Annotated in this window: 24 protein-coding genes; 18 read left to right on the forward strand and 6 right to left on the reverse strand. The window is 74.1% G+C overall.

Annotated features, from left to right (window positions below; all coding sequences use genetic code 11):
- Nucleotides 1-414: 414 nt before the first annotated feature.
- Entirely contained in the window at nucleotides 415-1,011 is a 597-nt protein-coding gene (locus ACLGIH_RS27925) for a helix-turn-helix domain-containing protein (protein ID WP_416528046.1), read from the forward strand.
- Nucleotides 1,008-1,745 carry a helical backbone metal receptor gene (locus tag ACLGIH_RS27930; RefSeq protein WP_416528047.1) on the forward strand — a complete coding sequence of 246 codons (738 nt, stop codon included), beginning with the start codon at nucleotides 1,008-1,010 and terminating at the stop codon, nucleotides 1,743-1,745. Before ACLGIH_RS27925 ends, ACLGIH_RS27930 begins: the two co-directional genes overlap by 4 nt.
- On the opposite strand, the gene ACLGIH_RS27935 is transcribed toward ACLGIH_RS27930, so the two are convergent.
- Complete coding sequence (locus tag ACLGIH_RS27935) at nucleotides 1,657-2,829, reverse strand: TDT family transporter (protein WP_416528048.1); 1,173 nt, start codon at nucleotides 2,827-2,829, stop codon at nucleotides 1,657-1,659. The two genes, ACLGIH_RS27930 and ACLGIH_RS27935, sit on opposite strands and share 89 nt — an antisense overlap.
- Before the next feature lie 70 nt (nucleotides 2,830-2,899).
- On the opposite strand from ACLGIH_RS27935, the gene ACLGIH_RS27940 reads away from it, so the two are divergent.
- Nucleotides 2,900-3,847, forward strand: a complete 948-nt coding sequence (locus ACLGIH_RS27940; RefSeq protein ID WP_416528049.1) for a LysR family transcriptional regulator — start codon at nucleotides 2,900-2,902, stop codon at nucleotides 3,845-3,847.
- Here the strand turns inward: ACLGIH_RS27940 and ACLGIH_RS27945 are convergent.
- From ACLGIH_RS27945 to ACLGIH_RS27955, 3 genes are all read right to left on the reverse strand, one after another.
- On the reverse strand, nucleotides 3,832-4,533 hold the full coding sequence (locus ACLGIH_RS27945; RefSeq protein WP_416528050.1) for a gamma-glutamyl-gamma-aminobutyrate hydrolase family protein: 702 nt from the start codon (nucleotides 4,531-4,533) through the stop codon (nucleotides 3,832-3,834). The genes ACLGIH_RS27940 and ACLGIH_RS27945 overlap by 16 nt on opposite strands.
- A gap of 40 nt (nucleotides 4,534-4,573) precedes the next feature.
- Nucleotides 4,574-6,019, reverse strand: coding sequence for an ethanolamine permease (gene eat, locus ACLGIH_RS27950; RefSeq protein ID WP_416528051.1), 1,446 nt, complete (start codon nucleotides 6,017-6,019; stop codon nucleotides 4,574-4,576).
- A 121-nt stretch (nucleotides 6,020-6,140) separates the two neighbouring features.
- Nucleotides 6,141-6,920 carry a FadR/GntR family transcriptional regulator gene (locus ACLGIH_RS27955; RefSeq protein ID WP_416528052.1) on the reverse strand — a complete coding sequence of 260 codons (780 nt, stop codon included), beginning with the start codon at nucleotides 6,918-6,920 and terminating at the stop codon, nucleotides 6,141-6,143.
- An 86-nt stretch (nucleotides 6,921-7,006) separates the two neighbouring features.
- Here ACLGIH_RS27955 and ACLGIH_RS27960 point away from each other — a divergent pair, with 86 nt between their 5' ends.
- Genes ACLGIH_RS27960 through ACLGIH_RS27975 form a run of 4 tightly spaced genes read left to right on the forward strand, consistent with a single transcriptional unit; the run spans nucleotide 7,007 to nucleotide 11,552 of the window.
- Entirely contained in the window at nucleotides 7,007-8,371 is a 1,365-nt protein-coding gene (locus tag ACLGIH_RS27960) for a glutamine synthetase family protein (protein WP_416528053.1), read from the forward strand.
- Between the two features lie 7 nt (nucleotides 8,372-8,378).
- A complete protein-coding gene (locus ACLGIH_RS27965) occupies nucleotides 8,379-9,779 on the forward strand; it encodes an aldehyde dehydrogenase family protein (protein WP_416528054.1) in 1,401 nt (466 codons plus the stop codon).
- A gap of 6 nt (nucleotides 9,780-9,785) precedes the next feature.
- Complete coding sequence (locus ACLGIH_RS27970) at nucleotides 9,786-10,568, forward strand: 3-oxoacyl-ACP reductase (RefSeq protein WP_416528055.1); 783 nt, start codon at nucleotides 9,786-9,788, stop codon at nucleotides 10,566-10,568.
- A 27-nt stretch (nucleotides 10,569-10,595) separates the two neighbouring features.
- Nucleotides 10,596-11,552, forward strand: coding sequence for a DUF2510 domain-containing protein (locus ACLGIH_RS27975; protein ID WP_416529498.1), 957 nt, complete (start codon nucleotides 10,596-10,598; stop codon nucleotides 11,550-11,552).
- Here ACLGIH_RS27975 and ACLGIH_RS27980 read toward each other — a convergent pair.
- Entirely contained in the window at nucleotides 11,549-12,751 is a 1,203-nt protein-coding gene (locus ACLGIH_RS27980) for an amino acid deaminase/aldolase (protein WP_416528056.1), read from the reverse strand. The genes ACLGIH_RS27975 and ACLGIH_RS27980 overlap by 4 nt on opposite strands.
- Nucleotides 12,752-14,243: 1,492 nt before the next feature.
- On the opposite strand from ACLGIH_RS27980, the gene ACLGIH_RS27985 reads away from it, so the two are divergent.
- The 3 genes from ACLGIH_RS27985 to ACLGIH_RS27995 are packed head-to-tail and all read left to right on the forward strand — an operon-like array spanning nucleotide 14,244 to nucleotide 17,056.
- On the forward strand, nucleotides 14,244-15,056 hold the full coding sequence (locus tag ACLGIH_RS27985) for a hypothetical protein (RefSeq protein ID WP_416528057.1): 813 nt from the start codon (nucleotides 14,244-14,246) through the stop codon (nucleotides 15,054-15,056).
- Between the two features lie 29 nt (nucleotides 15,057-15,085).
- Complete coding sequence (gene mycP / locus ACLGIH_RS27990; RefSeq protein WP_416528058.1) at nucleotides 15,086-16,273, forward strand: type VII secretion-associated serine protease mycosin; 1,188 nt, start codon at nucleotides 15,086-15,088, stop codon at nucleotides 16,271-16,273.
- Between the two features lie 51 nt (nucleotides 16,274-16,324).
- Nucleotides 16,325-17,056 (forward strand): SseB family protein, encoded by a 732-nt coding sequence (locus ACLGIH_RS27995; protein ID WP_416528059.1) that lies wholly within the window; start codon nucleotides 16,325-16,327, stop codon nucleotides 17,054-17,056.
- Nucleotides 17,057-17,169: 113 nt separating this feature from the next.
- On the opposite strand, the gene ACLGIH_RS28000 is transcribed toward ACLGIH_RS27995, so the two are convergent.
- Nucleotides 17,170-17,526, reverse strand: coding sequence for a DUF1844 domain-containing protein (locus ACLGIH_RS28000; protein WP_416528060.1), 357 nt, complete (start codon nucleotides 17,524-17,526; stop codon nucleotides 17,170-17,172).
- Between the two features lie 384 nt (nucleotides 17,527-17,910).
- Here ACLGIH_RS28000 and infC point away from each other — a divergent pair, with 384 nt between their 5' ends.
- The 8 genes from infC (at nucleotide 17,911) to ACLGIH_RS28040 (ending at nucleotide 26,643) form a co-directional block, all read left to right on the forward strand.
- A complete protein-coding gene (gene infC, locus ACLGIH_RS28005) occupies nucleotides 17,911-18,549 on the forward strand; it encodes a translation initiation factor IF-3 (RefSeq protein WP_416529499.1) in 639 nt (212 codons plus the stop codon).
- A gap of 111 nt (nucleotides 18,550-18,660) precedes the next feature.
- Nucleotides 18,661-18,855, forward strand: a complete 195-nt coding sequence (gene rpmI, locus ACLGIH_RS28010; RefSeq protein WP_030577024.1) for a 50S ribosomal protein L35 — start codon at nucleotides 18,661-18,663, stop codon at nucleotides 18,853-18,855.
- A gap of 110 nt (nucleotides 18,856-18,965) precedes the next feature.
- A complete protein-coding gene (rplT, locus tag ACLGIH_RS28015) occupies nucleotides 18,966-19,349 on the forward strand; it encodes a 50S ribosomal protein L20 (protein WP_019325184.1) in 384 nt (127 codons plus the stop codon).
- A gap of 206 nt (nucleotides 19,350-19,555) precedes the next feature.
- On the forward strand, nucleotides 19,556-20,404 hold the full coding sequence (locus ACLGIH_RS28020; RefSeq protein ID WP_416528061.1) for a TrmH family RNA methyltransferase: 849 nt from the start codon (nucleotides 19,556-19,558) through the stop codon (nucleotides 20,402-20,404).
- A gap of 50 nt (nucleotides 20,405-20,454) precedes the next feature.
- Nucleotides 20,455-21,603 (forward strand): sensor histidine kinase, encoded by a 1,149-nt coding sequence (locus ACLGIH_RS28025; RefSeq protein ID WP_416528062.1) that lies wholly within the window; start codon nucleotides 20,455-20,457, stop codon nucleotides 21,601-21,603.
- Between the two features lie 162 nt (nucleotides 21,604-21,765).
- Entirely contained in the window at nucleotides 21,766-22,884 is a 1,119-nt protein-coding gene (gene pheS / locus ACLGIH_RS28030; protein ID WP_416528063.1) for a phenylalanine--tRNA ligase subunit alpha, read from the forward strand.
- A complete protein-coding gene (pheT, locus tag ACLGIH_RS28035; RefSeq protein WP_416528064.1) occupies nucleotides 22,884-25,406 on the forward strand; it encodes a phenylalanine--tRNA ligase subunit beta in 2,523 nt (840 codons plus the stop codon). The genes pheS and pheT overlap by 1 nt, the downstream gene beginning before the upstream one ends.
- Before the next feature lie 211 nt (nucleotides 25,407-25,617).
- Nucleotides 25,618-26,643: a PP2C family protein-serine/threonine phosphatase gene (locus ACLGIH_RS28040; protein WP_416528065.1), complete on the forward strand. Its 1,026-nt coding sequence runs from the start codon at nucleotides 25,618-25,620 to the stop codon at nucleotides 26,641-26,643.
- The last annotated feature ends 166 nt before the right edge of the window (nucleotides 26,644-26,809 follow it).

A 26,809-nucleotide genomic window follows, 5' to 3' on the forward strand; every position in this document is an offset into this window, starting at 1 on the left:
GGGGCCCACCCCTTTCGCGTCCGCCCCTTCGTACGCACCGCTTTCGCGCCCGCCCCTTCGTACGCGCCCCAGTCGTGTTCGTACGCGCCCCGTTCGTGCGCTCCGTCGGGCGACGGTAAGGATCCGGACAACCACGGAGCGCTGTGCCACCGCCCGAACCGTTTCCGGTGGGGGTATGGGAGACGGCCGGGGAACCCGGTAGGTTCGCAGACCCGGCACACCCGGGCGGGTCCGCGGACCGCGGCGGTGGCGCGAACCGTGAGGCCGAGGCCACCGCAGCGATTGCGTCGATGTGGCGGACGCGGGGAACGGTTTGCCGAACATGCGTAGGGTGCAGAGAACTCATCAGGACAACGGCGCCCGGGTTCGGGCACAGCGGCGGCGCGACGACGGGTGAAGGAGGGAGCCGGAGCGATGGGCGACCACAAAGAACAGCCCCTTCGGGTGGGCGCGGCCGTGCGGCGGCGGCGTCGCGCCCTGGAGCTCACCCTTGCCGTCGTGGCCGAGCGCAGCGGCCTGTCGGTGCCCTTCCTGAGCCAGGTCGAGAACGACCGGGCGCGGCCCAGCCCCGGCTCCCTGGAGCGGGTGGCCGACGCCCTGCGCACCACCGCCGTGGAGCTGCTCGCCGCCGCCGACCCCGCGTGCAGCGTGGACGTGGTGCGTGCCGAGGACGCAGGGGACGCCGAGGGCGCCGAAGGGCGGGAGCCGGCGTTCCAGCCCCGGGTGCGGTCGCTGGTCCGCGGCCATCACCAGATGCACGCCTCCGAGTTCACCGGGGACCACGACGCCGGCCGGGAACTTCAATACCGCAACGATCAGTTGATGTACGTGGCCGAGGGCGCGGTGGAGATCGAGGCCGAGGGCCGCGCCTACCGGCTGGGGCGCGGCGACACGCTGTACCTCACCGGCGGGGTGCGGCACCGCTGGCGGGCGACGGTGCCGGACACCCGGCTGCTCGTCGTCGCCGTCGCCGAGCACATCGAGGCCGTCCGCGACCGTCCGCACCGGTGAGCGGCCGGGTCCGGGTCGTCTCCCTGGTGCCGTCCCTGACCGAGGCCGTGGCCCGCACACTCCCCGGCGCCCTGGCCGGCGCGACGGACTGGTGCACGCATCCCGCGCACCTCGGCACCGGCGTCGTGCGGATCGGCGGCACCAAGAACCCGAGGACCGAGCGCATCCTCGCCCTCGCACCCGACCTGGTGATCGCCAACGAGGAGGAGAACCGCGCCGACGACCTCGCCGCCCTGCGCGCCGCGGGCGTCGAGGTGCTGGTCACCGAGGTGCGCACGGTGCCGCAGGCCTTCGCCGAGCTGTCCCGGGTGCTGACGGCCTGCGGTGCCGCCGCCCGGCCGCGCTGGCTGGACGAGGCGGAGCGGACCTGGGCCGCGCTGCCGCCGCCGGAGCGGCGCGTCACGGCCGTGGTGCCGATCTGGCGCCGCCCGTGGATGGTGCTGGGCCGCGACACCTTCGCCGGTGACGTCCTGGCCCGCCTCGGCGTGCACCAGCTGTACGCCGGTCACGCGGAGCGCTACCCGAAGGTCCCGGTCGAGGAGCTGCGAGCGGCCCGCCCGGACGTCGTCGTCCTCCCGGACGAGCCGTACCGCTTCGCCGCCGACGACGGCCCGGAGGCCTTCCCGGGCCTGCCCTGCGCCCTCGTCAGCGGCCGGCACCTCGCCTGGTACGGGCCGTCGCTGGCCGAGGCGCCGCGGGTGCTGGCCGAGGCGCTGCGAGCAGCGCGCCGCTGACCAGACCGCGCCCGGTGCGCACGGCCGCCACGGTCCAGGCGGCGACCAGGACGGCGTACAGCGCGGCGGCCAGCCCCTCGTAGACGACGAGCCCCGTGTGCCGGGCCAGCGACTCGGCGCCGGTGACACAGGTGCCCACCGGGAACGTGAACGACCACCAGGTCATCGAGAAGCGCATGCCGTGCCGGCGGGCCCGGACGACGTGCGCGGTGGCGAGGCACAGCCACAGCAGAGCGAAGCCCATCACGGGGACGCCGTAGAGCACGGCGAGGACGCCGAAGCCACGGTCGTACGAGGCCGGTACGACGCCGGGGGCGACGTCCGCGAACTGCCCGACGGCGGTGGTGGACTGTCCGAGCGGGCCCAGCACCAGGAACAGGGAGGGGGTCAGGGCGAGCGGCAGCGGTCCGCCCGTGACCAGCCGGGCGAAGACCAGCGGCAGCATCGCCAGGACGGCGAGCAGACTCATCCCGAACAGGGCCACACAGGCCACGAGCAGGGTCTGCCGCGGCTGCCCGGCCGGGAGATGCGGCACCAGCAGCGGTCCGACGGCGGCGGACACCATCGGCGCCACGAGCGGCAGCAGCCACACCGGCCCGGCCTGCGCCGGCTCGACCCGGTGGCGTACGGCCATCAGGTAGGGCACGGCGACGGCCGCCGCCAGTCCGATGGCCGTCCCGGCGGTGAACAGCACGGCACCGAGCCCGACCGCCGTGGGCAGGCCGAGCCAGTCCCGGCCGACGGTGAGCGTGCCGCCGCCGACCGCCGACAGGGCCATCGCCGGGCACCCGTAGAAGGGCGCCGCCGCCGGGTCGAGCAGATGGGCGCGGGCCTGGTCACGGTGGTGCCGCCAGTGCAGGGCGCGGGCGGCGAGCACGGCCACGAGCAGCACGAGGGAGAACGCCCAGACGGTGGTGCAGGCCGTGCGCAGGCCCGGGACGCGCGGGGGCAGCGCGGCTCCGGCGGTGGCGACGACGGAGGTGCCCATGACGCACGCGTACCAGTTGGGTCCGAGATGGCGGACGGCCGGGGCGCGGACCGGACGGACCGCGACACGGGGAAGGGGCTGGGCTGCGGTGACCATGGTCCTACGGTCGCCGGGCCGGAAACGCGCCACCAGGGATCATGCCTCTATGAGCACATAAACTGGAGTTATGACCAACGTGGAGGAGGCCGCAGCGGCCGGCCGGACGACCGCCGGGTCGCTGGCGCACCGGGTACCGGACCTGGGCGCCCTGGAACTGCTGCTCGCCGTGGCGCGGCTGGGCAGTCTCGGCGGGGCGGCCCGCGAGCTGGGCATCACCCAGCCCGCGGCCAGCAGCCGCATCCGCTCCATGGAGCGCCAGCTGGGCGTCGCCCTGGTGGACCGCTCGCCGCGCGGTTCCCGGCTCACCGACGCCGGTGCCCTGGTCACCGACTGGGCGCGGCGGATCGTGGAGGCGGCCGAGGCCTTCGACGCGGGTGCGCAGGCGCTGCGCGACCGCAGGGACTCGCGGCTGCGGGTGGCGGCCAGCATGACGATCGCCGAGTACCTGCTGCCGGGGTGGCTGCTCGCGCTGCGCGCCCAGCGGCCGGACACGGCGGTGTCACTGCTCGCCGGGAACTCGGCGGCGGTGGCCGAGCGGCTGCTGGCCGACGAGGCCGACCTGGGGTTCGTGGAGGGGGTGAGCGTGCCGGCCGGGCTGGACTCCGCGGTCATCGCCCACGACCGGCTGATCGTGGTGACAGCGCCGGGCCACCCCTGGGCCCGCCGGCGCCGGTCGCTGGCCGCGGCGGAGCTGGCGGCGACCCCGCTGATCCTGCGCGAGAAGGGCTCCGGCACCCGGCAGGTCCTGGACGCCGCGCTGGGCGGCCTGGCCCGCCCCCTGATCGAGCTGTCCTCGACCACCGCCGTGAAGGCCGCCGCGGTGAGCGGCGCGGGCCCCGCCGTCCTCAGCGAACTCGCCGTCGGCGAGGAGCTGTCGATGCGCCGCCTGGTCCGTGTCCCGGTGGCGGACGTCGCCCTCGCCCGCGAGCTCCGCGCCGTCTGGCCGACCGGCCACCGCCCGACGGGCCCGGCCCGGCAGCTGCTGTCGCTGACCCGGACTCAGGGCCCGTCCTGACCCCCGCCCGCCGCCTCCACCAGCGCCCGCATCACCCGCACGTCCTCGCCCATCTCCGGGTGCCACTGCACGCCCAGCACCCAGCACCCGGCGGACGGCAGTTCCAGGGCCTCCACCGTGCCGTCCGCCGCGTGCGCCGACGGGACCAGGCCGGTGCCGAGCCGGTCCACCGACTGGTGGTGGTAGGTCGGGACGAACGACTCCTCCGGCACGATGCCCGCGTACACCGTCCCCGGCACCGGCTTGACCGGGTGGCCGCCGAAGACCCCCACCGCTTCGGCGTGGCCCTCGATGTGCTGCACGAGCGTGCCGCCCAGGGCGACGTTCAGCAGCTGCATGCCCCGGCAGATGCCCAGCAGCGGCACCCGTGCCGCCAGTGCCGCGTCGATGAGCGCCAGCTCCCAGGCGTCCCGGGCCCGGGCGGGCGGGCCGGTGCGCGGGTCGGGTGCGGCGCCGTAACGGACCGGCTCCACGTCGGGGCCGCCGGCGATCACCACACCGTCGACCCCGGCCACGGCCGCCGCCGCGTGCTCCGGCGCGTCCGGCGGCAGCAGCGCGGCGAGTCCGCCGGCCCGCTGCACCAGCCGGGGGTACCCGGCGGGCACCAGTGCCGCCTCCAGCTCCCACACGCCCCAGCGCGCACCGGTCTCCAGATACGTACTGACGCCGATCAGCGGTCTGGCCACCCTGACCTCCTCCGTCCTGCCGAGTTCCTGCGATCCTGCCTCAGTCCCGCGCCAGCTCCGCCTCCGCCGCCGCCAGCGCGGCGAACTCCTCCTCCGGCGCCTTCGCCACCAGCCGCTTGCGGCTGTACAGACCGAAGTACGCCACGGCCACCGCGTACACCGCCAGCGCGATGAACGCCGCCGTCACGTCCACCAGGAACGTGGCCACCAGCGCGGAACAGGCCAGCACCAGCGCGACCGAGGAGGTCAGCACCCCGCCCGGCGTACGGTACGGCCGCTCCAGGCCGGGCTCCCGGCGGCGCAGCACGATGTGGGAGAGGGACATCAGCGCGTACGAGATCGTGGCGCCGAACACCGCCACGTTGAGCATCCGCGCCCCGTCACCGGTCCCGGCGGCCAGCGCGAAACCGATCGCGCCCGGCACCAGCAGGCCCAGGTACGGCGCCTTGCGGCTGCTGGTCAGCGACAGGAACCTCGGCAGATAGCCGGCGCGGGACAGCGCGAACAGCTGGCGCGAGCCCGCGTAGATCAGGGAGAAGAACGACGCCACCAGGCCGGCCAGACCCGCGTAGTTGACGACGCGGCTCAGCGCCGTGGCCTCCCCGTCCGGCTGGAGCGCCTCGACCAGGGGGTTGCCCGCCTCCTGGATCGCCGCCGAGCCCCGGGCGCCCGCCGCGGCGAAGAACGTCATCAGGGCCAGCAGCACCAGGATGCCCATCGACCAGCGGATGGCGCGGGGCAGCGTACGGGCCGGCTCCCTGGTCTCCTCGGCCGCGAGCGGCACACCCTCCACGCCCAGGAAGAACCACATCCCGAACGGGAACGCGGCCCAGATGCCCAGCAGGCCCATCGGCAGCCAGGAGTTCGCCCCGAACGCGTCCGGGTCCACCGGGATGTCGTCCAGCCCCGACGCGTCGAACTCCGCGAAGGCGCCGACCGCGAAGACCAGCAGCGCGGCGACCGCGATGCCGGTGACGGCGAAGCTGAAGCGCAGCGCCTCGCCCACGCCCCACAGGTGGATGCCGATGAAGATCACGAAGCAGGCCAGGTAGACCGGCCAGCCCGACTCCAGGCCGAACAGGCCCAGCGACTCCACGTAGTCGCCGATGAAGATGGCGATGGCGGCGGGCGCCAGGACGTACTCGATGAGGATCGCCGTGCCGGTCAGGAACCCGCCCCAGGGGCCGAGCGCCCGGCGCGCGAAGCCGTAGCCGCCGCCCGCCGTGGGCAGGATCGACGACAGCTCGGCCAGCGCGAAGACCATGCAGGTGTACATCAGGCCCATGAGGACCATGGCGATCGCGAGGCCGCCGAAGCCGCCCTCGGCGAGGCCGAAGTTCCAGCCCGAGTAGTCGCCGGAGACGACGTAGGCGACGCCGAGGCCGGTCAGCAGCAGCCAGCCGGCGCTGCCCCGGCGCAGGGCCCTGCGTTCGAGATAGTCGTCCGCCTCGCCGGCGGAGCGCTGCTTGGTGGAATCCACGGTCATGGCACGACTCCCCACGGGGCGGAACCTCAATGGAATGGCCCCATACCTTTGCGGTGCCGGGGGTGGGAAATCAAGACCCGTGCGGTAACGTCCCCGTTAACCCGCGGGTCCCCGTCCGGCGTCAGGTGAGGAAGCCGCGCAGCAGCGCCGCCGTTCCCGCGCAGTGCTCGCGCGTCATCTCCCGCGCCCCGTCGGTGTCCCCGTCGAGCACGGCCTCCACCAGCGCTGTGTGCTGGCGCTGCGAGTGCTCCAGGTTGCGCACCAGCAGCGGGATGCAGTCCAGCAGGTCGTTGACCTTCGCGCGGACGGCCGCGTACTGGGCGGTGAGCGTCGGGGAGCCGGACAGCTCGGCCAGGGTGAGGTGGAGCAGGGTGTCCAGGCGGCGGTAGTCGGTCAGCGGCGCGTCGTGCGTGCGCGCCAGCGCCTCACGCAGCCGCTCGGCCTGCTCGCCGGTCAGCCCGTGCCCGGCGCACAGCTCCGCCGCGCCCACCTCCAGCACCTCGCGGAAGCGCAGCGTGTCCTCGACGTCCACGTCCCGCAGCCGGCGCCGCAGCTCCTCCTCGCCGGGCGTCTCGGTGCGCGGCAGCACGAACGTGCCGCCGTAGCGCCCGCGCCGGGCCTCGACCAGTCCCTGGTCCTGGAGCACCTTCAGCACCTCGCGCAGGGTCACCCGGCTGATGCCGAGCCGCTCGGCCAGCTCGCGCTCCGACGGCAGCCGCCCGCCGCCCGGCACCAGCCCGAGCCGCACCACCTGGAGGATCTGCTCCAGGGCCTCCTCGAAGCCGTTGCCCGCCCGCACCGGCCGCAGCACCGGGGTGAGCCGGTCCCCGGCGCCGGCCGCCCGGTCCCCGCCCTTGGCACCCGCCTCGACCGTCACGCGCTCCGCGTCCGCCTGCGACATGCAGCCGCACCCCCTTCCCAAGCAATGGTTCTCGGCAATACCTTATGGCTCCCGGCTGACCGAAGCAGCCCGAAGGAGGCCCTCCCGTGGCAGACCGCACACCCCCGCTCGGCGTCGAGGAGCTGCACGCCCTCGTCGCGGGCGGCGAGATCGACACTGTCGTCCTGGCCTTCCCCGACATGCAGGGGCGGCTCCAGGGCAAGCGGTTCGCCGCCCGCTTCTTCCTCGACGAGGTGCTCCACCACGGCACCGAGGGCTGCAACTACCTCCTCGCCGTGGACGCCGAGATGAACACCGTCGACGGCTACGAGATGTCCTCCTGGGACCGGGGCTACGGCGACTTCGCCATGCACCCCGACCTCACCACCCTGCGCCGGGTGCCCTGGAACGAGGGCACCGCCCTGGTCGTCGCCGACCTCGCCTGGGACGACGGCTCCCCGGTCGTGGCCGCGCCCCGCCAGATCCTGCGCCGCCAGCTGGAGCGCCTCGCCGAGCTGGGGCTCACCGCGCAGGTCGGCACCGAGCTGGAGTTCATCGTCTTCAAGGACACCTACGAACAGGCCTGGGACGCCGGCTACCGCGGCCTCACCCCGGCCAACCAGTACAACGTCGACTACTCGGTGCTCGGCACCGGCCGCATCGAGCCCCTGCTGCGCCGCATCCGCAACGAGATGGCCGCCGCCGGCCTCACCGTCGAGTCCGCCAAGGGCGAGTGCAACCCCGGCCAGCACGAGATCGCCTTCCGCTACGACGAGGCCCTGGTCACCTGCGACCAGCACGCGATCTACAAGACCGGGTCCAAGGAGATCGCCGCGCAGGAGGGCGTCTCCCTGACCTTCATGGCCAAGTACGACGCGCGCGAGGGCAACTCCTGCCACATCCACCTGTCCCTCGCGGACGAGCACGGCCGGAACGCCATGCCGGGCGACGGGGCGGGCGGCATGTCCGAGCTGATGCGGCACTTCCTCGCCGGCCAGCTCGTCGCGCTGCGGGACTTCTCCCTGCTCTACGCCCCCAACATCAACTCGTACAAGCGCTTCCAGCCGGGGTCGTTCGCCCCGACGGCCGTCGCCTGGGGCCACGACAACCGCACCTGCGCGCTGCGCGTGGTCGGCCACGGCCGCTCGCTGCGCTTCGAGAACCGGCTGCCCGGCGGCGACGTCAACCCGCACCTCGCGGTCGCCGGCATGGTGGCCGCCGGCCTGTACGGCGTCGAGCACCGGCTCGAACTGCCCGATCCCTGCCCGGGCAACGCCTACACCGCCGACTTCGAGCACGTCCCCACCACGCTGCGCGAGGCCGCCGAACTGTGGGAGAACAGCCCCGTCGCCAAGGCCGCCTTCGGCGACGAGGTCGTCGCGCACTACCGCAACATGGCCCGCGTCGAGCTGGACGCCTTCGACGCCGCGGTCACCGACTGGGAGCTGCGCCGCTCCTTCGAACGCATGTGAGGCCTTCTTGTCGCACGAGCTGTCGCACGAGCTGTCATCCGAGCCGTCCCACGAGCTGTCCGTCCTGAACCCGGCGACCGAGGAGGTCGTCGCCACCGTCCCCGGCGCCACCGCGGCCGACGTCGACAGAGCCGTCGTACGAGCCGGGCGGGCCCAGGCCGCCTGGGCCGCCCTCGCGCCCGGCGACCGCGCCCGGCTGCTGCGCCGCTTCGCCGCCACGGTCGACGCACACCTGGAGGAACTGGCCCTGCTGGAGGTCCGCGAGGCCGGTCACACCCTCGGCAACGCCCGCTGGGAGGCGGGCAACGTGCGCGACCTGCTCGACTACGCGGCCGGGGGAGTGGAGCGGCTCACCGGCCGCCAGATCCCGGTCCCCGGCGGCCTCGACGTCACCATCCTCGAACCGCTCGGCGTCGTCGGCGTCATCGCGCCCTGGAACTTCCCCATGCCGATCGCCGCCTGGGGCACCGCCCCGGCCCTCGCGGCGGGCAACGCGGCGCTCCTCAAGCCCGCCGAGACCACCCCGCTGACCGCGCTGCGCCTGGCCGAACTCGCCCTCGACGCCGGGCTGCCGGAGGGCCTGTTCCAGGTGCTGCCCGGGCACGGCCGGGTGGCGGGCAACGCGCTGGTCGAGCACCCGGGCGTCGCGAAGATCGTCTTCACGGGGTCGACGGCGGTGGGCAAACAGGTGCTGGCCAAGGGCTCGGCCACCCTCAAGCGCGTCACCCTGGAACTCGGCGGCAAGAGCCCCAACATCGTCTTCGCCGACGCCGACATCGAGGCCGCCGCGGCCGCCGCCCCCATGTCCTTCCTCGACAACTCCGGCCAGGACTGCTGCGCCCGCACCCGCGTCCTCGTCCAGCGCACCGTCTACGACCGGTTCCTGGAGCTGCTCGCCCCCGCCGTCGAGGCGGTGCGGGTCGGCGACCCGGCCGACGAACAGACGCAGATGGGCCCGCTGATCTCCCGGACCCAGCTGGAGCGCGTCCGCTCCTACGTCCCCGAGGGCGCCCAGGGCATCCGCGGCAAGGCGCCGGAAGGGCCCGGCTTCTGGTTCCCGCCCACTGTCCTGACCGGCGTCGAGCCGCACGCGCGCGTGGCCGTCGAGGAGGTCTTCGGCCCCGTTGCCGTGGTGCTGCCGTTCGACGACGAGGCCGACGCGGTCCGCCTGGCCAACGCCACCGACTACGGCCTCGCCGGCTCCCTGTGGACCCGGGACGTCGGCCGGGCGCTGCGCGTCTCGGGGGCCGTCCGGGCCGGCAACCTGTCCGTCAACTCCCACGCCAGCGTCCGCTACTGGACCCCGTTCGGCGGGTTCAAGCAGTCCGGCATCGGCCGTGAGCTGGGCCCGGACGCGCTGGCCGCCTTCACCGAAACCAAGAACGTCTTCATCAGCACGGAGGCCTGACCGCTCATGACCGAGGACATCATCTGCCGCCGCCTGGCCGGCCGTACCGCCGTCGTCACCGGAGCCGGCAGCGGCATCGGGCTCGCCGCCGTCCGCCGGCTCGCCTCCGAGGGCGCGCACGTGGTCTGCGGCGACGTCGACGAGACGCGCGGCAAGGCCGCGGCCGAGGAGACCGGCGGGACCTTCGTCCAGGTCGACGTCACCGACCCCGAGCAGGTGGAGGCGCTGTTCCGGACGGCGTACGACACCTACGGCAGCGTCGACGTCGCCTTCAACAACGCCGGGATCTCCCCGCCCGACGACGACTCCATCCTGGAGACCGGCCTGGACGCCTGGAAGCGCGTCCAGGAGGTCAACCTCACCTCCGTCTACCTGTGCTGCAAGGCCGCCATCCCCTACATGCGGCGCCAGGGCCGGGGCTCCATCATCAACACGGCGTCGTTCGTGGCCCGGATGGGAGCGGCCACCAGCCAGATCTCGTACACCGCCTCCAAAGGGGGCGTTCTCGCCATGTCGCGGGAACTGGGCGTGCAGTTCGCGCGGGAGGGCATCCGCGTCAACGCGCTCTGCCCCGGACCGGTCAACACCCCCCTCCTCCAGGAACTCTTCGCCAAGGACCCCGAGCGGGCCGCCCGCCGCCTCGTCCACATCCCGCTCGGCCGGTTCGCCGAGGCCGAGGAGATCGCCGCCGCCGTCGCCTTCCTGGCCAGCGACGACTCCTCGTTCGTCAACGCCACCGACTTCCTGGTGGACGGCGGGATTTCCGGGGCGTACGTCACGCCGCTGTAGCCGTCGCCTTACAGTTCCCGCATGAGCATGACGCCCCCGCCCGGCTGGTACCGCGATCCGTCGGCCCCGCACCAGGAACGCTGGTGGGACGGCAGGGCCTGGACCGAGCACCGGCGCGCACCGGAGCTCACCGGGCAGCCGGTGCCGCCGCCTCCGCAGCCGACCGTGCCGCTCTACACGGGAGGCCCGGTGCCGTCCCCCGACGGCACCGGGCGGGGCAAGGCCGTCGCCCTGACCGTCGCCGCGGCCGTCCTGGTCGCGGCGATCGTCACCGGAGCCTTCGCGCTCGGCGAGGACGACGGCGGCGGCCCGGACGCCGAGCCCCTGCCCACCGCGACGCTCACCACCGGCACGGCACCGGCGAGCGAGGCGCCCACCGCCTCGCCGTCCGCCTCCGAACCCTCCGCCGACGACCCGGCCGTCGTGGAGGACCAGCTCAACGGCATCACCTTCCCGCTGCCGACCGGCTGGGTCCGGCCGAAGTACGTCACCGAGGACGACGTCATGATGACCACCGACGGCACCTACGAATGCCCCGGCGACGGCGGCGTGTGCCGGCACGGCATGGTCATCTCCCGCACGGTGACGGTGAACGACGAGACCTCTCCGAAGGTGCTCGCCGAACAGGACATCGAGGACGCGGCCGAGGACGCCTACGACCGCGACCTGCTCGACAGCAAGCCCTTCGGCGGCATGGAGTCGCACGAGGTCGTGAAGTCCGGGCCGGTCGCGGTGGCCGGTCGCGCCGGGTACTTCGTCCGCTGGCGGGTGAAGACCGCCAAGGGCCCCGGCGGCTACGTCCAGTCCCTGGTCTTCCCGTCCAGCGTCGGCACCGGCTCGCCGATCGTCGTCCGCTACGTCTTCGACGCCGGGGAGGACGGCCCGCCGCTCAGCGACATGGACGAGATCACCAAGGGCATCCGCCCGGTCGGCGACGCGGACACCGGCGGGGGCGTGGGCAACAGTCTCGGGCCGACACCCTAGAGGAAGGTGCGGCCCTCACCGCGGTACGTCGGCACGGTCGCCGTCACCGCGTCGCCCTCGACCAGGTGCAGCGCGTCGAACCGCTCGCACAGCTCACCGGCCTTGGCGTGCCGGAACCACACCTTGTCGCCGATGAGCAGGTCGTCGGCGGCGGACCCGAGCAGCGGAGTCTGCACCTCGCCGGCGCCCTCCTGCGGGTCGTAGCGCAGTCCGTCGGGCAGGTACGGCACCGGCGACCGGTCGGACCCGGCCACACCGGAGGCGGGGTAGCCCCCGCCGAGCACGGTCACGACCCCCACGCCCGGGCGGCGTACCACGGGCTGGGCGAACAGGGCGGCCGGACGGCCCCGGAACGACGTGTAGTGGTCGAACAACCGCGGCACGTACAGCCCCGACCCGGCGGCGACCTCCGTGACCGCGTCCTCCGCGGCGGTGTGCTGCACACTGCCCGTGCCGCCGCCGTTGACGAACTCCAGGTCCGGCACCAGCGCCCGCACCGCCCGCACCACCGCGGCGCGCCGCTCCGCCAGCTCCCGGCGGGCCGCGGCCTGCATCAGCCGGATCGCGCGCGACCGGACCGGCCGCCCCGCCACCGCGTCCCCGACCCCGGCGACATGGCCCTCGTACGCCATGATCCCCACCATCCGGAACCCCGGCCGCCGGGCCACCGACCGGGCCAGGTCGGCGACTTCGGCGGGAGAGTGCAGCGGCGAGCGGCGGGCCCCGACCCGCACCCGTCCGCCCAGCAGCCGCAGCGAGGTGTCCAACTCCAGGCAGACCCGGACCTCTTCCCGCCCGCCGTCGCGCGCGGCGTCGATCAGGTCCAGCTGCGCCGGGTCGTCGACCATGACGGTCACGGCGGTGGCCAGCTTGGGGTCCGCGGTCAGCTCGGCGTAACCGGCCCGGTCCGCCGACGGATACGCGAGCAGCACGTCGTCGACACCGGAGCGCGCCAGCCACAGGGATTCGGCCAGCGTGAACGACATGACGCCCGCGAAACCGTCCCGGGCCAGGACGCGTTCGAGCAGGGCCCGGCAGCGTACGGACTTGCTGGCGACCCGGACCGGCTTCCCGCCGGCCCGGCGGACCAGATCCTCCGCGTTGGCGTCGAAGGCCGCCAGGTCCACGATCGCCAGTGGTGCGTCGAGATGGGCGGTGGCCCGGTCGTAACGGGCCCGGTCGGCGGAGCGCGCAGTCATGGACGCAGCCTGCCAGAACGGATTACCGCAGGGTAGGGGGACGATCCGGGCCAATGCCACGGGGGCGCGGACTGGTTCCCCTTCGCGCCGGACCACGCCGTAGAGTGACGCGCACGCACGGTGGAACGCCCCGGGCAGCGGTCCGACGTCCGCGCCGGGATGGCGGTCCGTCCGTGCGGGTATGCGTGCCGGGACGGAGCGTGCACCGCGTACCGCGTCACGAGGAACGGCCCGGGCACGAGGAAACGGGGGGTGCATGAGCACGGAAGCGCCACGCACCCGCGCCTCCCTCCCCCCGCGCCCCGCGACCCCACCCCCGCCCCCCGGCACCCCGCCGGCGCCTCCGGCCCCCGGGCTTCCGGCCGCGCCGCCGGTCCCTGGGCGTCCGCCTACGTCGTCCGCCTCGGGGCTCCCGTCCACACCGCCGGTCTCTGGGTGCCCGTCTACGTCGTCCGCCTCCGCCTCCGGGATCGGGTCCGCGCCGTCCGCCGCCGGGACCTCGTTCCCGGGCGGGCACGCGTCTCGGCCAGGTGAGCCCTCGCCGTCGAGGTCCGGCGTGCCCGGCGGGTCTTCACCGTCGGGGCCTGGTGTGCCGGGCGGGTCTTCGCCGTCGGGGTCCGGTGTGTCCGGTGAGCGCTCGTCGTCGGGTCCCGGTGCGTCCGCTGAGCGTTCTTCGTCCGAGTCCGCCACCGGTCGGCCGTTTGCCGGTGACGCCCGCCCCCTGCGGGACGCGCCACCGGGCGAGCGACCGGCGGCACAGGAGGGTGCCTCCCCGGCCGGCCGGCCGCCGCGCCACCCCGGCCCGACGCCGTCCGGCCCCGTCGCCACCGGCCTCACGTCCCCGCCCCCGCCGCGCGCCTCCGCCCGCTTCCCGGACACGCCGCCGACCGTCGGCGTCGGCCCCGGCGCGCGGCGCGAGCGCGGCACGCCGGAGGAGCCGCCCGGCACGGCACCACCGGCCCGCCGGCCGGGCACCCCCGCGGAGACTCCGGCGGAGACGACGACCCGCCTGCGCCCGATCCCCGCGGACGCGCCCACCGACCCCGCCGACCCCGCCGTCCCCGCCGAGCCGGCCGCCTCCGCGCGGCGCCCGCGGGCAACCTTCGGCCAGGACCGGTCTCGCGCCGGGTCCGAGCCGTCCGGTCACCCCGGCGCCGGGCCTGCCCCGGACCGGCCCTCTGCCGTGTCCGGCCTCGACGGCGGTCGTCCGGGGGCATCGGCTGCTCGACTCTCCGCCCACGCGACTTCCGACCCGTCCGACCCGTCCAATCCGTCCAATCCGTCCGACCCGTCCGGTCGTCCGGGTGCCGTGCCCGCTGCCGGGCAGTCCCGTGCCGGGTCCGACCCGTCGGGTCGTCCGGGTGCCGTGCCCGCGCCCGGTCGGTCCCGCGACGGCGTCGAGGGGGACGGGCGTTTCGGTTTCCGGTCCGTCCCGGGCAGCCCTGTCACGGCCGCGTCGCCCGACCCGGCCCTCTCCTGGGGTGGTCCTACGGTGCCCGGCGGGGAGCCGGAGGAGTACGAGCGGGCCCGGCCACGGCGGGCGTCCGGTGGGCGGATGCGCGGGCAGGCCGTCGCCGCCGGCGTCTGTCTCGTGCTCGGGATGGGGCTCGTCGGCGGTGCCGTCGCCGGGAGCTGGCTCACCGGCGACTCCGGCGACGACGGCGCGCGCAGCGGCTTCACCGCGGCCGGGGACCTGTGGCACAGCGTGCCGGTCGACCGGCTCTTCCCACCCACCGTGGAGGGCCGCGGCGCCGGCCCCGGCGGTGCCGACCGCACTTGGACCCGGATCGCCGTGGCCCCCGACAGCGGCTGCGCAAACGCCTTCGACCCGCTGCTGCGCAAGGCCCTCGCCCCCGTCGGCTGCGCCCGCCTGCTCCGCGCCACCTACACCGACGCCACCCAGAGCTACGTCACCACCGTCGGCCTGCTGTTCACCAAGGCCGACGCCGCCGCCATGACCGAGCTGGCCCGCCGCTACGACCGGGAGGGCCTGCACCGCCGTACCGACCTCGTGCCGCTGCCGTACGCGGCCGAGGGCACCGTCGCCGCGGAGTTCGGCGCACCGCAGCGCGCCGCATGGACGGTCTCCGTCCTCACCGACGCCCCCGTCGTCGTCTACGCCGTCTCCGGCTGGGCCGACGGCCGCACCGTCGACGACCCGCAGCCCGCCGAGGAGGCCATGGCCTCCGGTGCCACCGCCGCCCCCGCCCAGGCCGGCCTCGGCCACGAGGCCCAGGGCCTCGCCGACCGGGTCGAACGCGGCCTGCGCAAGACCGCCGAGCCGGCCACGGAGCGGCCCTCGTGACAGCCCGTCGAGCCCGCGGAGCAGCCCTCGTGACAGCCGCCAAGACCCGCCGCCGCGCGGCGGTGAGCCTCCTCGTCGCCGCGGCCGTCGCCCTCGTCCCGGCCACCACCGCGCACGCCGACGGCATCCGCGCCCGGCAGTGGTCCCTGGAGGCCATGCGCACCGACGAGGCCTGGCGGACCACGCGCGGCGAGGGCGTCACCGTCGCCGTCCTCGACACCGGTGTCGACGCCGGCCACCCCGACCTCGCCGGCAACGTTCTCCCCGGTGAGGACCTGGTGGGCTTCGGTGCCGAGGAGGGCGACCGGGCCTGGGCCCGGCACGGCACCGCCATGGCCGGGATCATCGCCGGTCACGGACACGGCCCCGGCCGCACCGACGGCGTCCTGGGCATCGCCCCGGAGGCGAAGATCCTGCCCGTCCGCGTCATCCTGGAGGACGGCGACCCGGCCCGTGCCAAGGCCCGCAAGACCCGCGGCAACGCCCTCGCCGAGGGCATCCGCTGGGCCGCCGACCACGGCGCCGACGTCATCAACCTCTCCCTCGGCGACGACTCCGCCTCCGCCCACCCCGAGGCCGGCGAGGACGAGGCCATCCAGTACGCCCTCGACAAGGGCGTGGTCGTCGTCGCGTCGGCCGGCAACGGCGGCGAGAAGGGCGACCACGTCTCCTACCCGGCCGCCTACCCCGGCGTGATCGCCGCGACCGCCGTCGACCGCTACGGCACCCGCGCCTCCTTCTCCACCCGCCGCTGGTACGCCACGGTCAGCGCCCCCGGCGTCGACGTGATCATCGCCGACCCCGACCGCAAGTACTACGAGGGCTGGGGCACCAGTGCCGCCGCCGCCTACGTCTCCGGCGCCGCAGCCCTCGTCCGGGCGGCCCACCCCGACCTCACCCCGGCCCAGATCAAACGGCTGCTGGAGGACACCGCCCGCAACGCCCCGAAGGGCGGGCGGGACGACTCGCGCGGCTTCGGCTTCGTCGACCCCGCCGCCGCCATCGACGCGGCCGGCCGCCTGGAGCCGGAGGGCCTCACCTCGGCCGCGTACGGCGACAAGTACTTCGGGCCCGGCCCGGCCACCGACACCCCGGGCGGCGACGCCTCCGTCTGGGCCGCACCGCTCGCGGGCGGCGCCGGCGGCGTCCTGCTGGTCGCCTCCGTGGTGCTCTGGCGCGGCCGGCGCCGCCGCCTCGGCGAGTTCGACGAGTTCTAGCCCCTCCGGCCGCCGGTCGGCCACGGTCCGGCCCCCGATAGGGTCGGAGCCGTGGCGAACAAGAACATCCCCGACCCCGGCTTCTCCGACGACGACGGCTCCGCCGACCCCGCGCTGAGCGCGGCGCTCGCCGCCTGGGCCGAGGACCGCACCGCCGTCACGCCGGTGCTCCAGGCCCTGAAGGGCGCCCGGCTGCTCGTCCCCGTCGTCGCCGTGCTCGGCGAGGTGGAGGAGGACGAGAACGGGCTGCGCCGCGAGAAGACCAGCGACATGGCGGTGCCCACCCTCAAGGCGGCCGGCCGCACCGCCCTGCCGGCCTTCACCTCCACCGAATCCCTCGCCCGCTGGGACCCGGCGGCCCGCCCCGTGGCCGTACCCCTGCACCAGGCGCTGCAGGCGGCGGCGCACGAGAAGGCGGACACGGTCGTGCTGGATCTGGCCGGACCGGTGCCGTTCGAACTGACCGGGTCCGCGCTGCTGGCCCTGGCGGAGGGCCGGACCACCGCCGATCCGCTCGCCGACCCGGCCGTCGTCGAGGCCGTCCGCACGGCCGTGGCCGCCGAGCCGGCCGTGCTCCGCGCCCACCTCGGACCGGGGCGGGCCGATGGCATCCTCGCCCTCGTACTGGACCCGTCCGCCGCGCCCGCCGAGGCCGCCCGCGCCGTGGCCGCCCGCCTCGCCGCCGACGAGACGCTGAGGGCCCGCCTGGTGCGCGGCCTCGACCTGGCACTGCTGCCGACCGAGGCGACGCCACCGGGCGAGCCCCTGTACGAACGCGGATGAACCGGGACGGAGACGCACCCGATTCTGCGGACGAACTTGAGTCTGCGGACGAACCCGCACCCGGACCAACCCACACGCGGACGAACCCGCACCCGGACGAACCGGTCGGGAAGTCAGCCGAAGACCGGGCCCGTGTACTTCTCGCCCGGCCCCTGACCCGGCTCGTCCGGGACGAGGGACGCCTCGCGGAACGCCAGCTGGAGCGACTTCAGGCCGTCGCGCAGCGGCGCCGCGTGGAACGAGCTGATCTCGGTCGCGGTCGCGTCCAGCAGGCCGGCCAGCGCGTGCACCAGCTTGCGCGCCTCGTCCAGGTCCTTGTGCCGTTCCCCCTCCTCGGTCAGGCCGAGCTTCACCGCGGCGGCGCTCATCAGGTTGACGGCGACCGTCACGATCACCTCGACCGCCGGGACCTCGGCGATGTCTCGGGTCATGGCGTCGAAGTCGGGGTTCTCAGGAGGGGTCTCACTCATGCCGCACACGATAGGCGCAGGCCGGGCCGGGCCCCCACCTGGTGTCGGTTCGCCGTTCCCCCGGCGAACTGCTAATCTGGAACAACGACCGGTCGGACACGCGCGCCTCAGGGCGACGGGCCCGACCCACAAAGTGGAGGCTTTCGAACTCCCACCTTGCCGTCCCCAGGACGGCGGGTCACCGGTCAGGCGGCACCGCCCCCCGAGGCGGCGGCCGACCCGAAAGCGCGCCCCGCGATCCCCGCGGCGGTGCTCCGGTAGTTCGAGGAGCCCCGCCTGTGATCGTCCGGGGCATTTTTTCTGCTTCGGCGCGGTTAGGTCTAACAACACAGACGTTACGCGGCTGTCCGCCAGACCGTCGCGTGGTGCTACCGAGGAGGATCCATCAGCGCCGAGCCCCGCATCAACGACCGGATTCGCGTTCCCGAGGTGCGACTTGTCGGTCCCAGCGGCGAGCAGGTCGGGATTGTCCCGCTTGCCAAGGCCCTGGAGCTTGCGCAGGAGTACGACCTCGACCTCGTCGAGGTCGCGGCGAACGCCCGTCCGCCCGTGTGCAAGCTCATGGACTACGGGAAGTTCAAGTACGAGTCGGCCATGAAGGCCCGTGAAGCGCGCAAGAACCAGGCGCACACGGTCATCAAGGAGATGAAGCTCCGGCCGAAGATCGACCCGCACGACTATGACACCAAGAAGGGTCACGTCGTCCGGTTCCTCAAGCAGGGCGACAAGGTCAAGATCACGATCATGTTCCGTGGTCGCGAGCAGTCCCGGCCCGAGCTGGGCTACCGACTGCTCCAGCGGCTCGCGGAGGACGTCCAGGACCTCGGCTTCGTGGAGTCGAACCCGAAGCAGGACGGCCGCAACATGATCATGGTCCTCGGTCCGCACAAGAAGAAGACCGAGGCGATGGCCGAGGCCCGCCAGGCGCAGGAGGCCCGCAAGGCGTCCGCGAAGGCCAACCCCGGCCGCTCGCAGAACCCTGCGGACGCCGAGGAGTCGGCCGAGGAGCCTGCCGAGGCGTGATCCCCGGGACGTCAGTCCCAGGCATCAGTAACCGAAACAAGAGCGACGCTCCACCGTGCCCGGTTTCACGACCGGGCACCGGAGCGCCACCGACGAGGAGAGAACGGCGCTATGCCGAAGAACAAGTCGCACAGCGGTGCCAGTAAGCGCTTCAAGATCACCGGCTCCGGCAAGGTGCTCCGTGAGCGCTCCGGCAAGCGCCACCTGCTCGAGCACAAGTCGTCCCGCGTGACGCGTCGCCTCACCGGCAACGCCGAGATGGCCCCGGGCGACGCCAAGAAGATCAAGAAGCTTCTCGGCAAGTGACGCCCCGGCGCCTGATCGTCTGATCGCCGAGCGCCGTACGTCAGGACCGGGACCCAGTCGTTCTCGGGCCGTGTGAGTACCACCACGGCCCCGCTACAAGGAGTTAACAAGTGGCACGCGTCAAGCGGGCAGTCAACGCCCACAAGAAGCGCCGGGCGATCCTCGAGCAGGCCTCCGGCTACCGCGGTCAGCGCTCGCGCCTGTACCGCAAGGCCAAGGAGCAGGTCACCCACTCGCTGGTCTACAACTACAACGACCGCAAGAAGCGCAAGGGTGACTTCCGCCAGCTGTGGATCCAGCGCATCAACGCCGCTGCCCGCGCCAACGGCATTACGTACAACCGCTTCATCCAGGGTCTGAAGGCCGCCAACATCGAGGTGGACCGCAAGATCCTCGCCGAGCTGGCCGTCAACGACGCGGGCGCGTTCGCCGCCCTCGTCGAGGTCGCCCAGAAGGCGCTGCCGAGCGACGTCAACGCGCCGAAGGCTGCGTGACGCTGCGCCGGCTTCACGGCCGACGTGATGGAAGGACCCGCAGGCTTCCGGCTTGCGGGTCCTGCTGTTGGCGGACCGCGGCAGCCTTTTCGTCCGCGGGTCCGTCCTGGCCGGTCGCGCGGTTCCCCGCGCGCCCCTCGGCGCGGAACCCGGCGCCCCCCGGCGCCGATCCCCGCGCCGAGAAGACTGTGAAGGTGAAGAAGAGGATGCCCCCCGCCACCCCCGAGCCGATCTCCCCCCGCTCGCCCCGCGTCCTGGCCGCGCGGCGGCTGGCCAAGCGGAACTTCCGGGGCAAGGAGCGGCTGTTCCTGGCCGAGGGGCCACAGGCCGTGCGGGAGGCGGCGGCGTACGCGGACACGCTGGTCGAGCTGTTCGCCACCGTGGAGGCCGCCGAGCGCTACGCCGACATCATCGGTGCCGCCCGGGACGCCGGCGCCCGCGTCCACCTCGCCGCCGAGCAGGTGATCGCCGACATCTCCACCACCGTCACCCCGCAGGGCCTGGTCGGGGTCTGCCGGTTCCTGGACACGCCCTTCGAGGAGATCCTCGCCGCCCGCCCGAAGCTGGTCGCCGTCCTCGCCCACGTACGCGACCCCGGCAACGCCGGCACGGTGCTGCGGTGCGCCGACGCCGCCGGCGCGGAGGCCGTCGTCCTCACCGACGCCTCCGTCGACCTGTACAACCCCAAGGCCGTCCGGGCCTCCGTCGGCTCCCTCTTCCACCTGCCCGTCGCCGTCGGCGTCCCCGTCGAGCGGGCCGTCGCCGGGCTGCGCGAGACCGGCGTCCGGGTGCTCGCCGCCGACGGCGCGGGCGAGGACGACCTCGACGCCGAGCTGGACGCGGGCACCATGGGCGGGCCGACCGCGTGGGTCTTCGGCAATGAGGCCTGGGGGCTCCCGGAGGAGACCCGGGCCCTCGCCGACGCCGTCGTCCGGGTCCCGATCCACGGCCGGGCCGAGAGCCTGAACCTCGCGACCGCCGCCGCCGTATGTCTCTACGCGTCGGCGCGTGCACAGCGCGCCGCCGCAGGGTGCCGCTCCGTCACCAAGAGCTAGTAGGGTGGCCAGCTCGGGGCCCCTGCGCGGTCGAGAGGTGGGGTACGGGCATGAGCGTCGGCACGAGCAGCGCACCGGGAGCACGTCAGGCGCGGCGCCCGCCCACGCCCCGCCGGCCTGGTGATGTCGCCGACCTCGGACTCGACCCCGACCAGCTTCCCGACGGCCTGGTCGTCGCCGACGAGCACGGGCGGGTGATCTGCTTCAACACCGCCGCCGAGCGCATCACCGCCCGGCGCGCCGCCGACGCCCTCGGCCGGCGCCTGGAAGAGGCCCTGCCGTTAGAGGACCTCGAGGGACGGCGCTGGTGGCAGCTCACCGATCCCTACGGCGGTCTCGCCATCCGGGTCCGGCAGCCCGAGCGGAACCTGCTGTTGCCCGGCGGACGCGAGGTGCTGGTCTGCGCCCGCTACGTCCGCACCCGCCCCACCGGCCCGCTCCACCGCCTCGTCGTCACGCTGCGCGACACCGAGGCCCGCCGCCGCACCGAGCGCAGCCACGCCGAGCTGATCGCCACCGTCGCCCACGAGCTGCGCTCCCCGCTCACCTCCGTCAAGGGCTTCACGGCCACCCTGCTGGCCAAGTGGGAGCGGTTCACCGACGACCAGAAGCGGCTGATGCTGGAGACCGTCGACGCCGACGCCGACCGGGTCACCCGGCTCATCGCCGAGCTGCTCGACATCTCCCGCATCGACTCCGGACGGCTGGAGCTGCGCCGCCAGCCCGTCGACATCGGCGCCGCGGTCGGCCGCCACATCCAGGCATACGTCGCCGCCGGGCAGCCCGCCGACCGCTTCCTGCTCCGCCTCGCCCAGCCGCTGCCCGCGCTGTGGGCCGACCCCGACAAGATCGACCAGGTGCTCAGCAACCTCATCGAAAATGCCGTGCGGCACGGCGAGGGAACCGTCACCATCGACATCGCGGCCACGGCGTCACCCCGCGAGGGGGAGCACGGCGAGATCGCAGCCACGTCGGTCACGGTGAGCGACGAGGGGCCCGGCATCCCGGAGGAATCCATGAACCGCGTCTTCACCCGCTTCTGGCGGGGCAGCAAGCGCGGCGGCACCGGCCTCGGGCTCTACATCGTCAAGGGCATCGTCGAGGCCCACGGCGGCTCCATCACGGTCGGCCGCGCCCCCGGCGGCGGCGCCGAGTTCCGATTTACGTTGCCCGTGAGCACTCCGGCCTACCTGGCCTGAGGCCCGCGGGCTCATTCGCACACCCTCACCCCGTTAGACTCGGCCTTTGGCACCTTTGTGTCCTGCACACGGCCCACGCCTGGTGGCCAGTCGGTGACGGGGACGTCAGCCGGGGGGCACCTCCCAGCGGTAGCTGGGGGACAATCGGAAGCACGGGAAGAGATGTCGGCACCCAATAAGTCGTACGACCCTGTCGAGGTCGAGGCCTTGAAACCGGAAGAGATCGAGCGCATGCGGGACGAGGCGCTCGCCGCCTTCGCCGCCGCGGACTCCCTCGACGCGCTCCAGGAGGCCAAGGTCGCCCACACCGGCGGCACCTCCCCGCTGGCGCTGGCCAACCGCGAGATCGGCGCCCTGCCCCCGCACGCCAAGGCCGAGGCCGGCAAGCGCGTCGGCCAGGCCCGCGGAGCGGTGAACAAGGCCCTGGCCGCCCGCCAGGCCGAGCTGGAGGCCGAGCGCGACGCGCGCGTCCTGGTCGAGGAGGCCGTGGACGTCACGCTGCCCTACGACCGCGTCCCGGCCGGCGCCCGCCACCCGCTGACGACACTGTCGGAGCGGATCGAGGACATCTTCGTGGCCATGGGCTACGAGGTCGCCGAGGGCCCCGAGGTCGAGGCCGAGTGGTTCAACTTCGACGCCCTCAACATCGGCCCGGACCACCCGGCCCGCGGCGAGGCCGACACCTTCTTCGTCGAGGGCCCGGAGGGCGCCGAGTCCGGCGTCGTGCTGCGCACCCACACCTCGCCCGTGCAGATCCGCTCGCTGCTCGACCGCGAGCTGCCGGTCTACGTGATCTGCCCCGGCCGCGTGTACCGCACCGACGAGCTGGACGCCACGCACACCCCGGTCTTCCACCAGGTCGAGCTGCTCGCCGTCGACGAGGGCCTGACCATGGCGGACCTCAAGGGGACCCTGGACCACATGGTCCAGTCGCTGTTCGGCGAGGGCATGAAGACCCGGCTGCGGCCGAACTTCTTCCCCTTCACCGAGCCGTCCGCCGAGATGGACATGGTGTGCTACGTCTGCCGCGGCGCCTCCGTCGGCAACCCCGACCGCCCCTGCCGCACCTGCTCGTCCGAGGGCTGGATCGAGCTGGGCGGCTGCGGCATGGTCAACCCCCGCGTGCTGCGGGCCTGCGGTGTCGACCCGGAGAAGTACAGCGGCTTCGCCTTCGGGTTCGGCATCGAGCGGATGCTGATGTTCCGCCACAACGTCGAAGACATGCGAGACATGGTCGAGGGCGACGTCCGGTTCACCCGGCCGTTCGGGATGGAGATCTGATGCGGGTCCCGCTTTCTTGGCTGCGGGAGTACGTCGACCTGCCGGAGACGGAGACCGGTCGGGACGTGCAGGCCAAGCTGATTTCGGCCGGTCTGGAGGTCGAGACCGTCGAGCACCTCGGCGCCGACCTCAAGGGCCCGCTGGTCGTCGGCCAGGTGCTGACCATCGAGGAGCTGGAGGGCTTCAAGAAGCCGATCCGCTTCTGCACCGTCGACGTCGGCCGGGCCAACGGCACCGGCGAGCCGCAGGAGATCGTCTGCGGCGCCCGCAACTTCACCGTGGGCGACAAGGTCGTCGTCGTCCTGCCCGGCGCCACACTGCCGGGCGGTTTCTCGATCTCCGCGCGCAAGACCTACGGCAAGGTCTCGCACGGCATGATCTGCTCCAGCGACGAGCTGGGCATGGGCGACGACGGAAAGCACGGCATCATCGTGCTGCCGCCCGAGACCGAGGTCGGCAGGGACGCCATCGAGCTGCTGGAGCTGGTGGACGAGGTCCTGGACATCGCCGTCACCGCCAACCGCGGCGACTGCCTGTCCATCCGCGGCGTCGCCCGCGAGACCGCCATCGCCTACGGCCTGCCGCTGCGCGACCCGGCACTGCTCGACGTGCCCGGCCCGAACGCCTACGGCTACCCGGTGAAGATCGCCGACCCCACCGGCTGCGACCGCTTCACCGCCCGTACGGTCACCGGTCTCAGCCCCGAGGCGCGCTCCCCGATCTGGCTCCAGCGGCGCCTGCAGAAGGTCGGCATGCGCCCGATCTCGCTCGCCGTCGACGTCACCAACTACGTGATGATGGAGCTGGGCCAGCCGCTGCACGCCTACGACCGCAACCTGGTCCAGGGCACGATCGGCGTGCGCCGCGCGGAGGAGGGCGAGCAGATCGTCACCCTCGACGGCGTCACCCGCACCCTGCACGCCGAGGACCTGGTCATCACCGACGACCGCGGTCCGATCGGCCTCGCCGGCGTCATGGGCGGCGCCAACACCGAGATCGCGGACCACGACGCCGCCGAGAACGGGGCGACCGCGACGAGCGACGTGGTGATCGAGGCGGCCCACTTCGACCAGGTGTCCGTCGCGCGCACCGCCCGCCGCCACAAGCTGTCCTCCGAAGCCTCCCGCCGCTTCGAGCGCGGCGTCGACCCGCAGGCCGCGGCAGCCGCCGCGCAGCGCACCGTCGACCTGCTGGTGCTGCTCGCGGGCGGCACCGCCGAGGCCGGGGTCACCGAGGTCAGCGCGCCCTCCGCGCCGCGCACCATCACCCTGCCGGCCGACCACCCCGACAAGGTCGCGGGCGTGACCTACGGCCGCGAGACCGTCGTACGCCGCCTCCAGGAGGTGGGCTGCGACGTGTACGGGCAGGACGAGCTGATCGTCACCGTCCCGTCCTGGCGGCCCGACCTCACCGCCCCCAACGACCTCGCCGAGGAGGTCATCCGGCTGGAGGGTTACGAGAACCTGCCCTCCACCCTGCCGAAGCCGCCCGCCGGCTTCGGTCTGACCGGGCGCCAGCGGCTGCACCGCCGCGTCGGCCGGGCGCTGGCCGGTGCCGGTTACGTCGAGGCGCCGAACTACCCGTTCGTCTCCGAGCGGGTCTTCGACCAGCTCGGCCTGGAGGCCGACGACCCGGCCCGCCGCGTCGTGAAGCTGGTCAACCCGCTCAACGACGAGGAGCCCGCGCTGCGCACGACGCTGCTGCCGGGCCTGCTCGGCGCGCTGCGCCGCAACGACGGCCGCGGCGGCCACGACCTGGCGCTGTTCGAGACCGGCCTGGTCTTCCGGCCGCGCGAGGAGCAGCGGGTCGCCGCCGACCTGCCCGTCGACCGGCGCCCCAGCGAGGAGGACCTCGCCGCGCTGAACGCCGCGCTGCCCGACCAGCCGCGGCACGTCGCCGTCGTGCTGGCCGGCGCCCGCGAGCAGGCCGGCTGGTGGGGCAAGGGCCGCCCGGCCGACTGGGCCGACGCGGTCGAGGCCGCCCGGACCGTCGCCCGCGAGGCCGGCGCCGGGCTGATCGTCCGCAAGGGCCAGTACGGACCGTGGCACCCGGGCCGCTGCGCCGAGCTGGCGGTCACCGTCGACGGCACCGAGCGGGTCGTCGGCCACGCCGGCGAGCTGCACCCGCGCGTGCTCAAGGCCCTCGGCCTGCCCGCGCGCACCTGTGCGATGGAGCTGGACCTCGACGTCCTGGAGCGGGTCGGCGACGACACCCCGCAGGCGCCGGGCATCTCCACGTTCCCGGTCGCCACGCAGGACGTCGCCCTGGTGGTCGACGCGTTCGTGCCGGCCGCGGAGGTCGAGGCGGCGCTGCGCGAGGGCGCCGGCGAACTGCTGGAGGGCATCCGGCTGTTCGACGTGTACGAGAACGCCGAGCAGCTGGGCGAAGGGCGCAAGTCCCTGGCGTACGCGCTGCGCTTCCGGGCGGGTGACCGGACCCTGACGGTGGACGAGGCGTCGGCCGCGAGGGATGCGGCAGTCGCCCTTGCGGGTGAGCGTACGGGGGCCGTGCTGCGCGGATGAGCGCCGCGGGGGACTGCGTGGCCCGTCGGATGCCGGTTACCGGTGGTTGATTGCGCAGTTCCCCGCGCCCTTCCGGGCCCGTGGTGGTCACGTCACTCGTACGGGTGACGTTCCTTGGTGATCTGGCCCTTCCCGGCCATGCCTCGACAGAATCGGACCGGCCCTTAGGGGCCGGTCCGCGCTGTCTGGGCCTGACTGGGGGGCCAACGGCATGATCCACATCAGGGCCAGGGCTCCCCGCCGGGCGCTCGCGCTCGGGCTGCCCACCGTGTGGGGCGCCACGGCCATCACGTACAAGCTGGCCTGCCCGCTCGCCCAGCAGGACGGGCTCGGGGCCAGAATCGTCACCAGTGCCGTGTTCTTCGCGGTCGGCACCGGGCTGGTGCTGCACGTCCGGCGGACGCTGCTGCGCGAACTGCGGCAGGCCCGCCGGGTCGCGGGCGCCGCCCAGCGGGTGCTGCTGCCTCCGCTGCCACCGCACGTCGGCGGGCTGGACGTCGCAGCCGCCCAGCTCTCCGCCGACCCCGGTGCGCAGATCGGCGGCGACCTCTACGACGTCGTCGGCACCGAGCACGGCGTACGGGTGATCATGGGTGACGTCCGCGGGCACGGCCTCGGCGCCACCGGCACGGCCGCCGCCGTCCTCGGCAGCTTCCGCGAGGCCGTGCACGACGAACGGCACCTCAGCGGAGTGCTGCGCCGCCTGGAACGCGCCCACGCCCGGTATCTGCGCGAGGCGCCGGGACCGACCGCGGCCGAGGAGTTCGTCACCGTCCTGCTGCTGGAGATCCGGCCGGACGGTGCGGTGCGGGCGCTGAACTGCGGGCACCCATGGCCGTACCTGCTGCACGGCACCCGGGTCGAGCCGCTGGCCCGGGACGACCCCCTGCCTCCCCTCGGCCTCTTCCCGCTGCCCGCCGAACTGTCCGAGGTGCCCTGCGGGCAGCTGCTCCCCGGCGAGGCGCTCTTCCTCCACACGGACGGCGCGGAGGACGCCCGTGACGCGCGCGGCCGGTTCTTCCCGCTGCCCGAGGTCCTGGCAGACGCCGTACGCGAGGGGCCACCAGCACCGCGAGCCGTACTGGACCGGACCTTCACGGCGCTGCTGCACCACACGCACGGGGCCCCGCCCGACGACGTCGCCCTGCTGGTCCTGGGAGACGCCCACGCCCCTTCAGGGGCGCGGGGAACCGCGCGCCCGGCCACCACACACCCCCAGCCGACGAACCACCTGTAGTCCCCTCGTACACCCGGCGAGGCCCGCGCGGCCAGCTGCCGTCCGTCCAGCCACGGAGTGTCGGGCAGGCAACTGGACGGACGGCTCCAAACGGGCCACCGTACTGTACGAGGGGGAGCCGGCGGCCCGGCCGGCCTCTTGCGAGGCAATTCAGTCAACCGGTTCG

It is taken from the genome of Streptomyces hamibioticus, assembly GCF_047946815.1.
GTDB lineage: Bacteria > Actinomycetota > Actinomycetes > Streptomycetales > Streptomycetaceae > Streptomyces.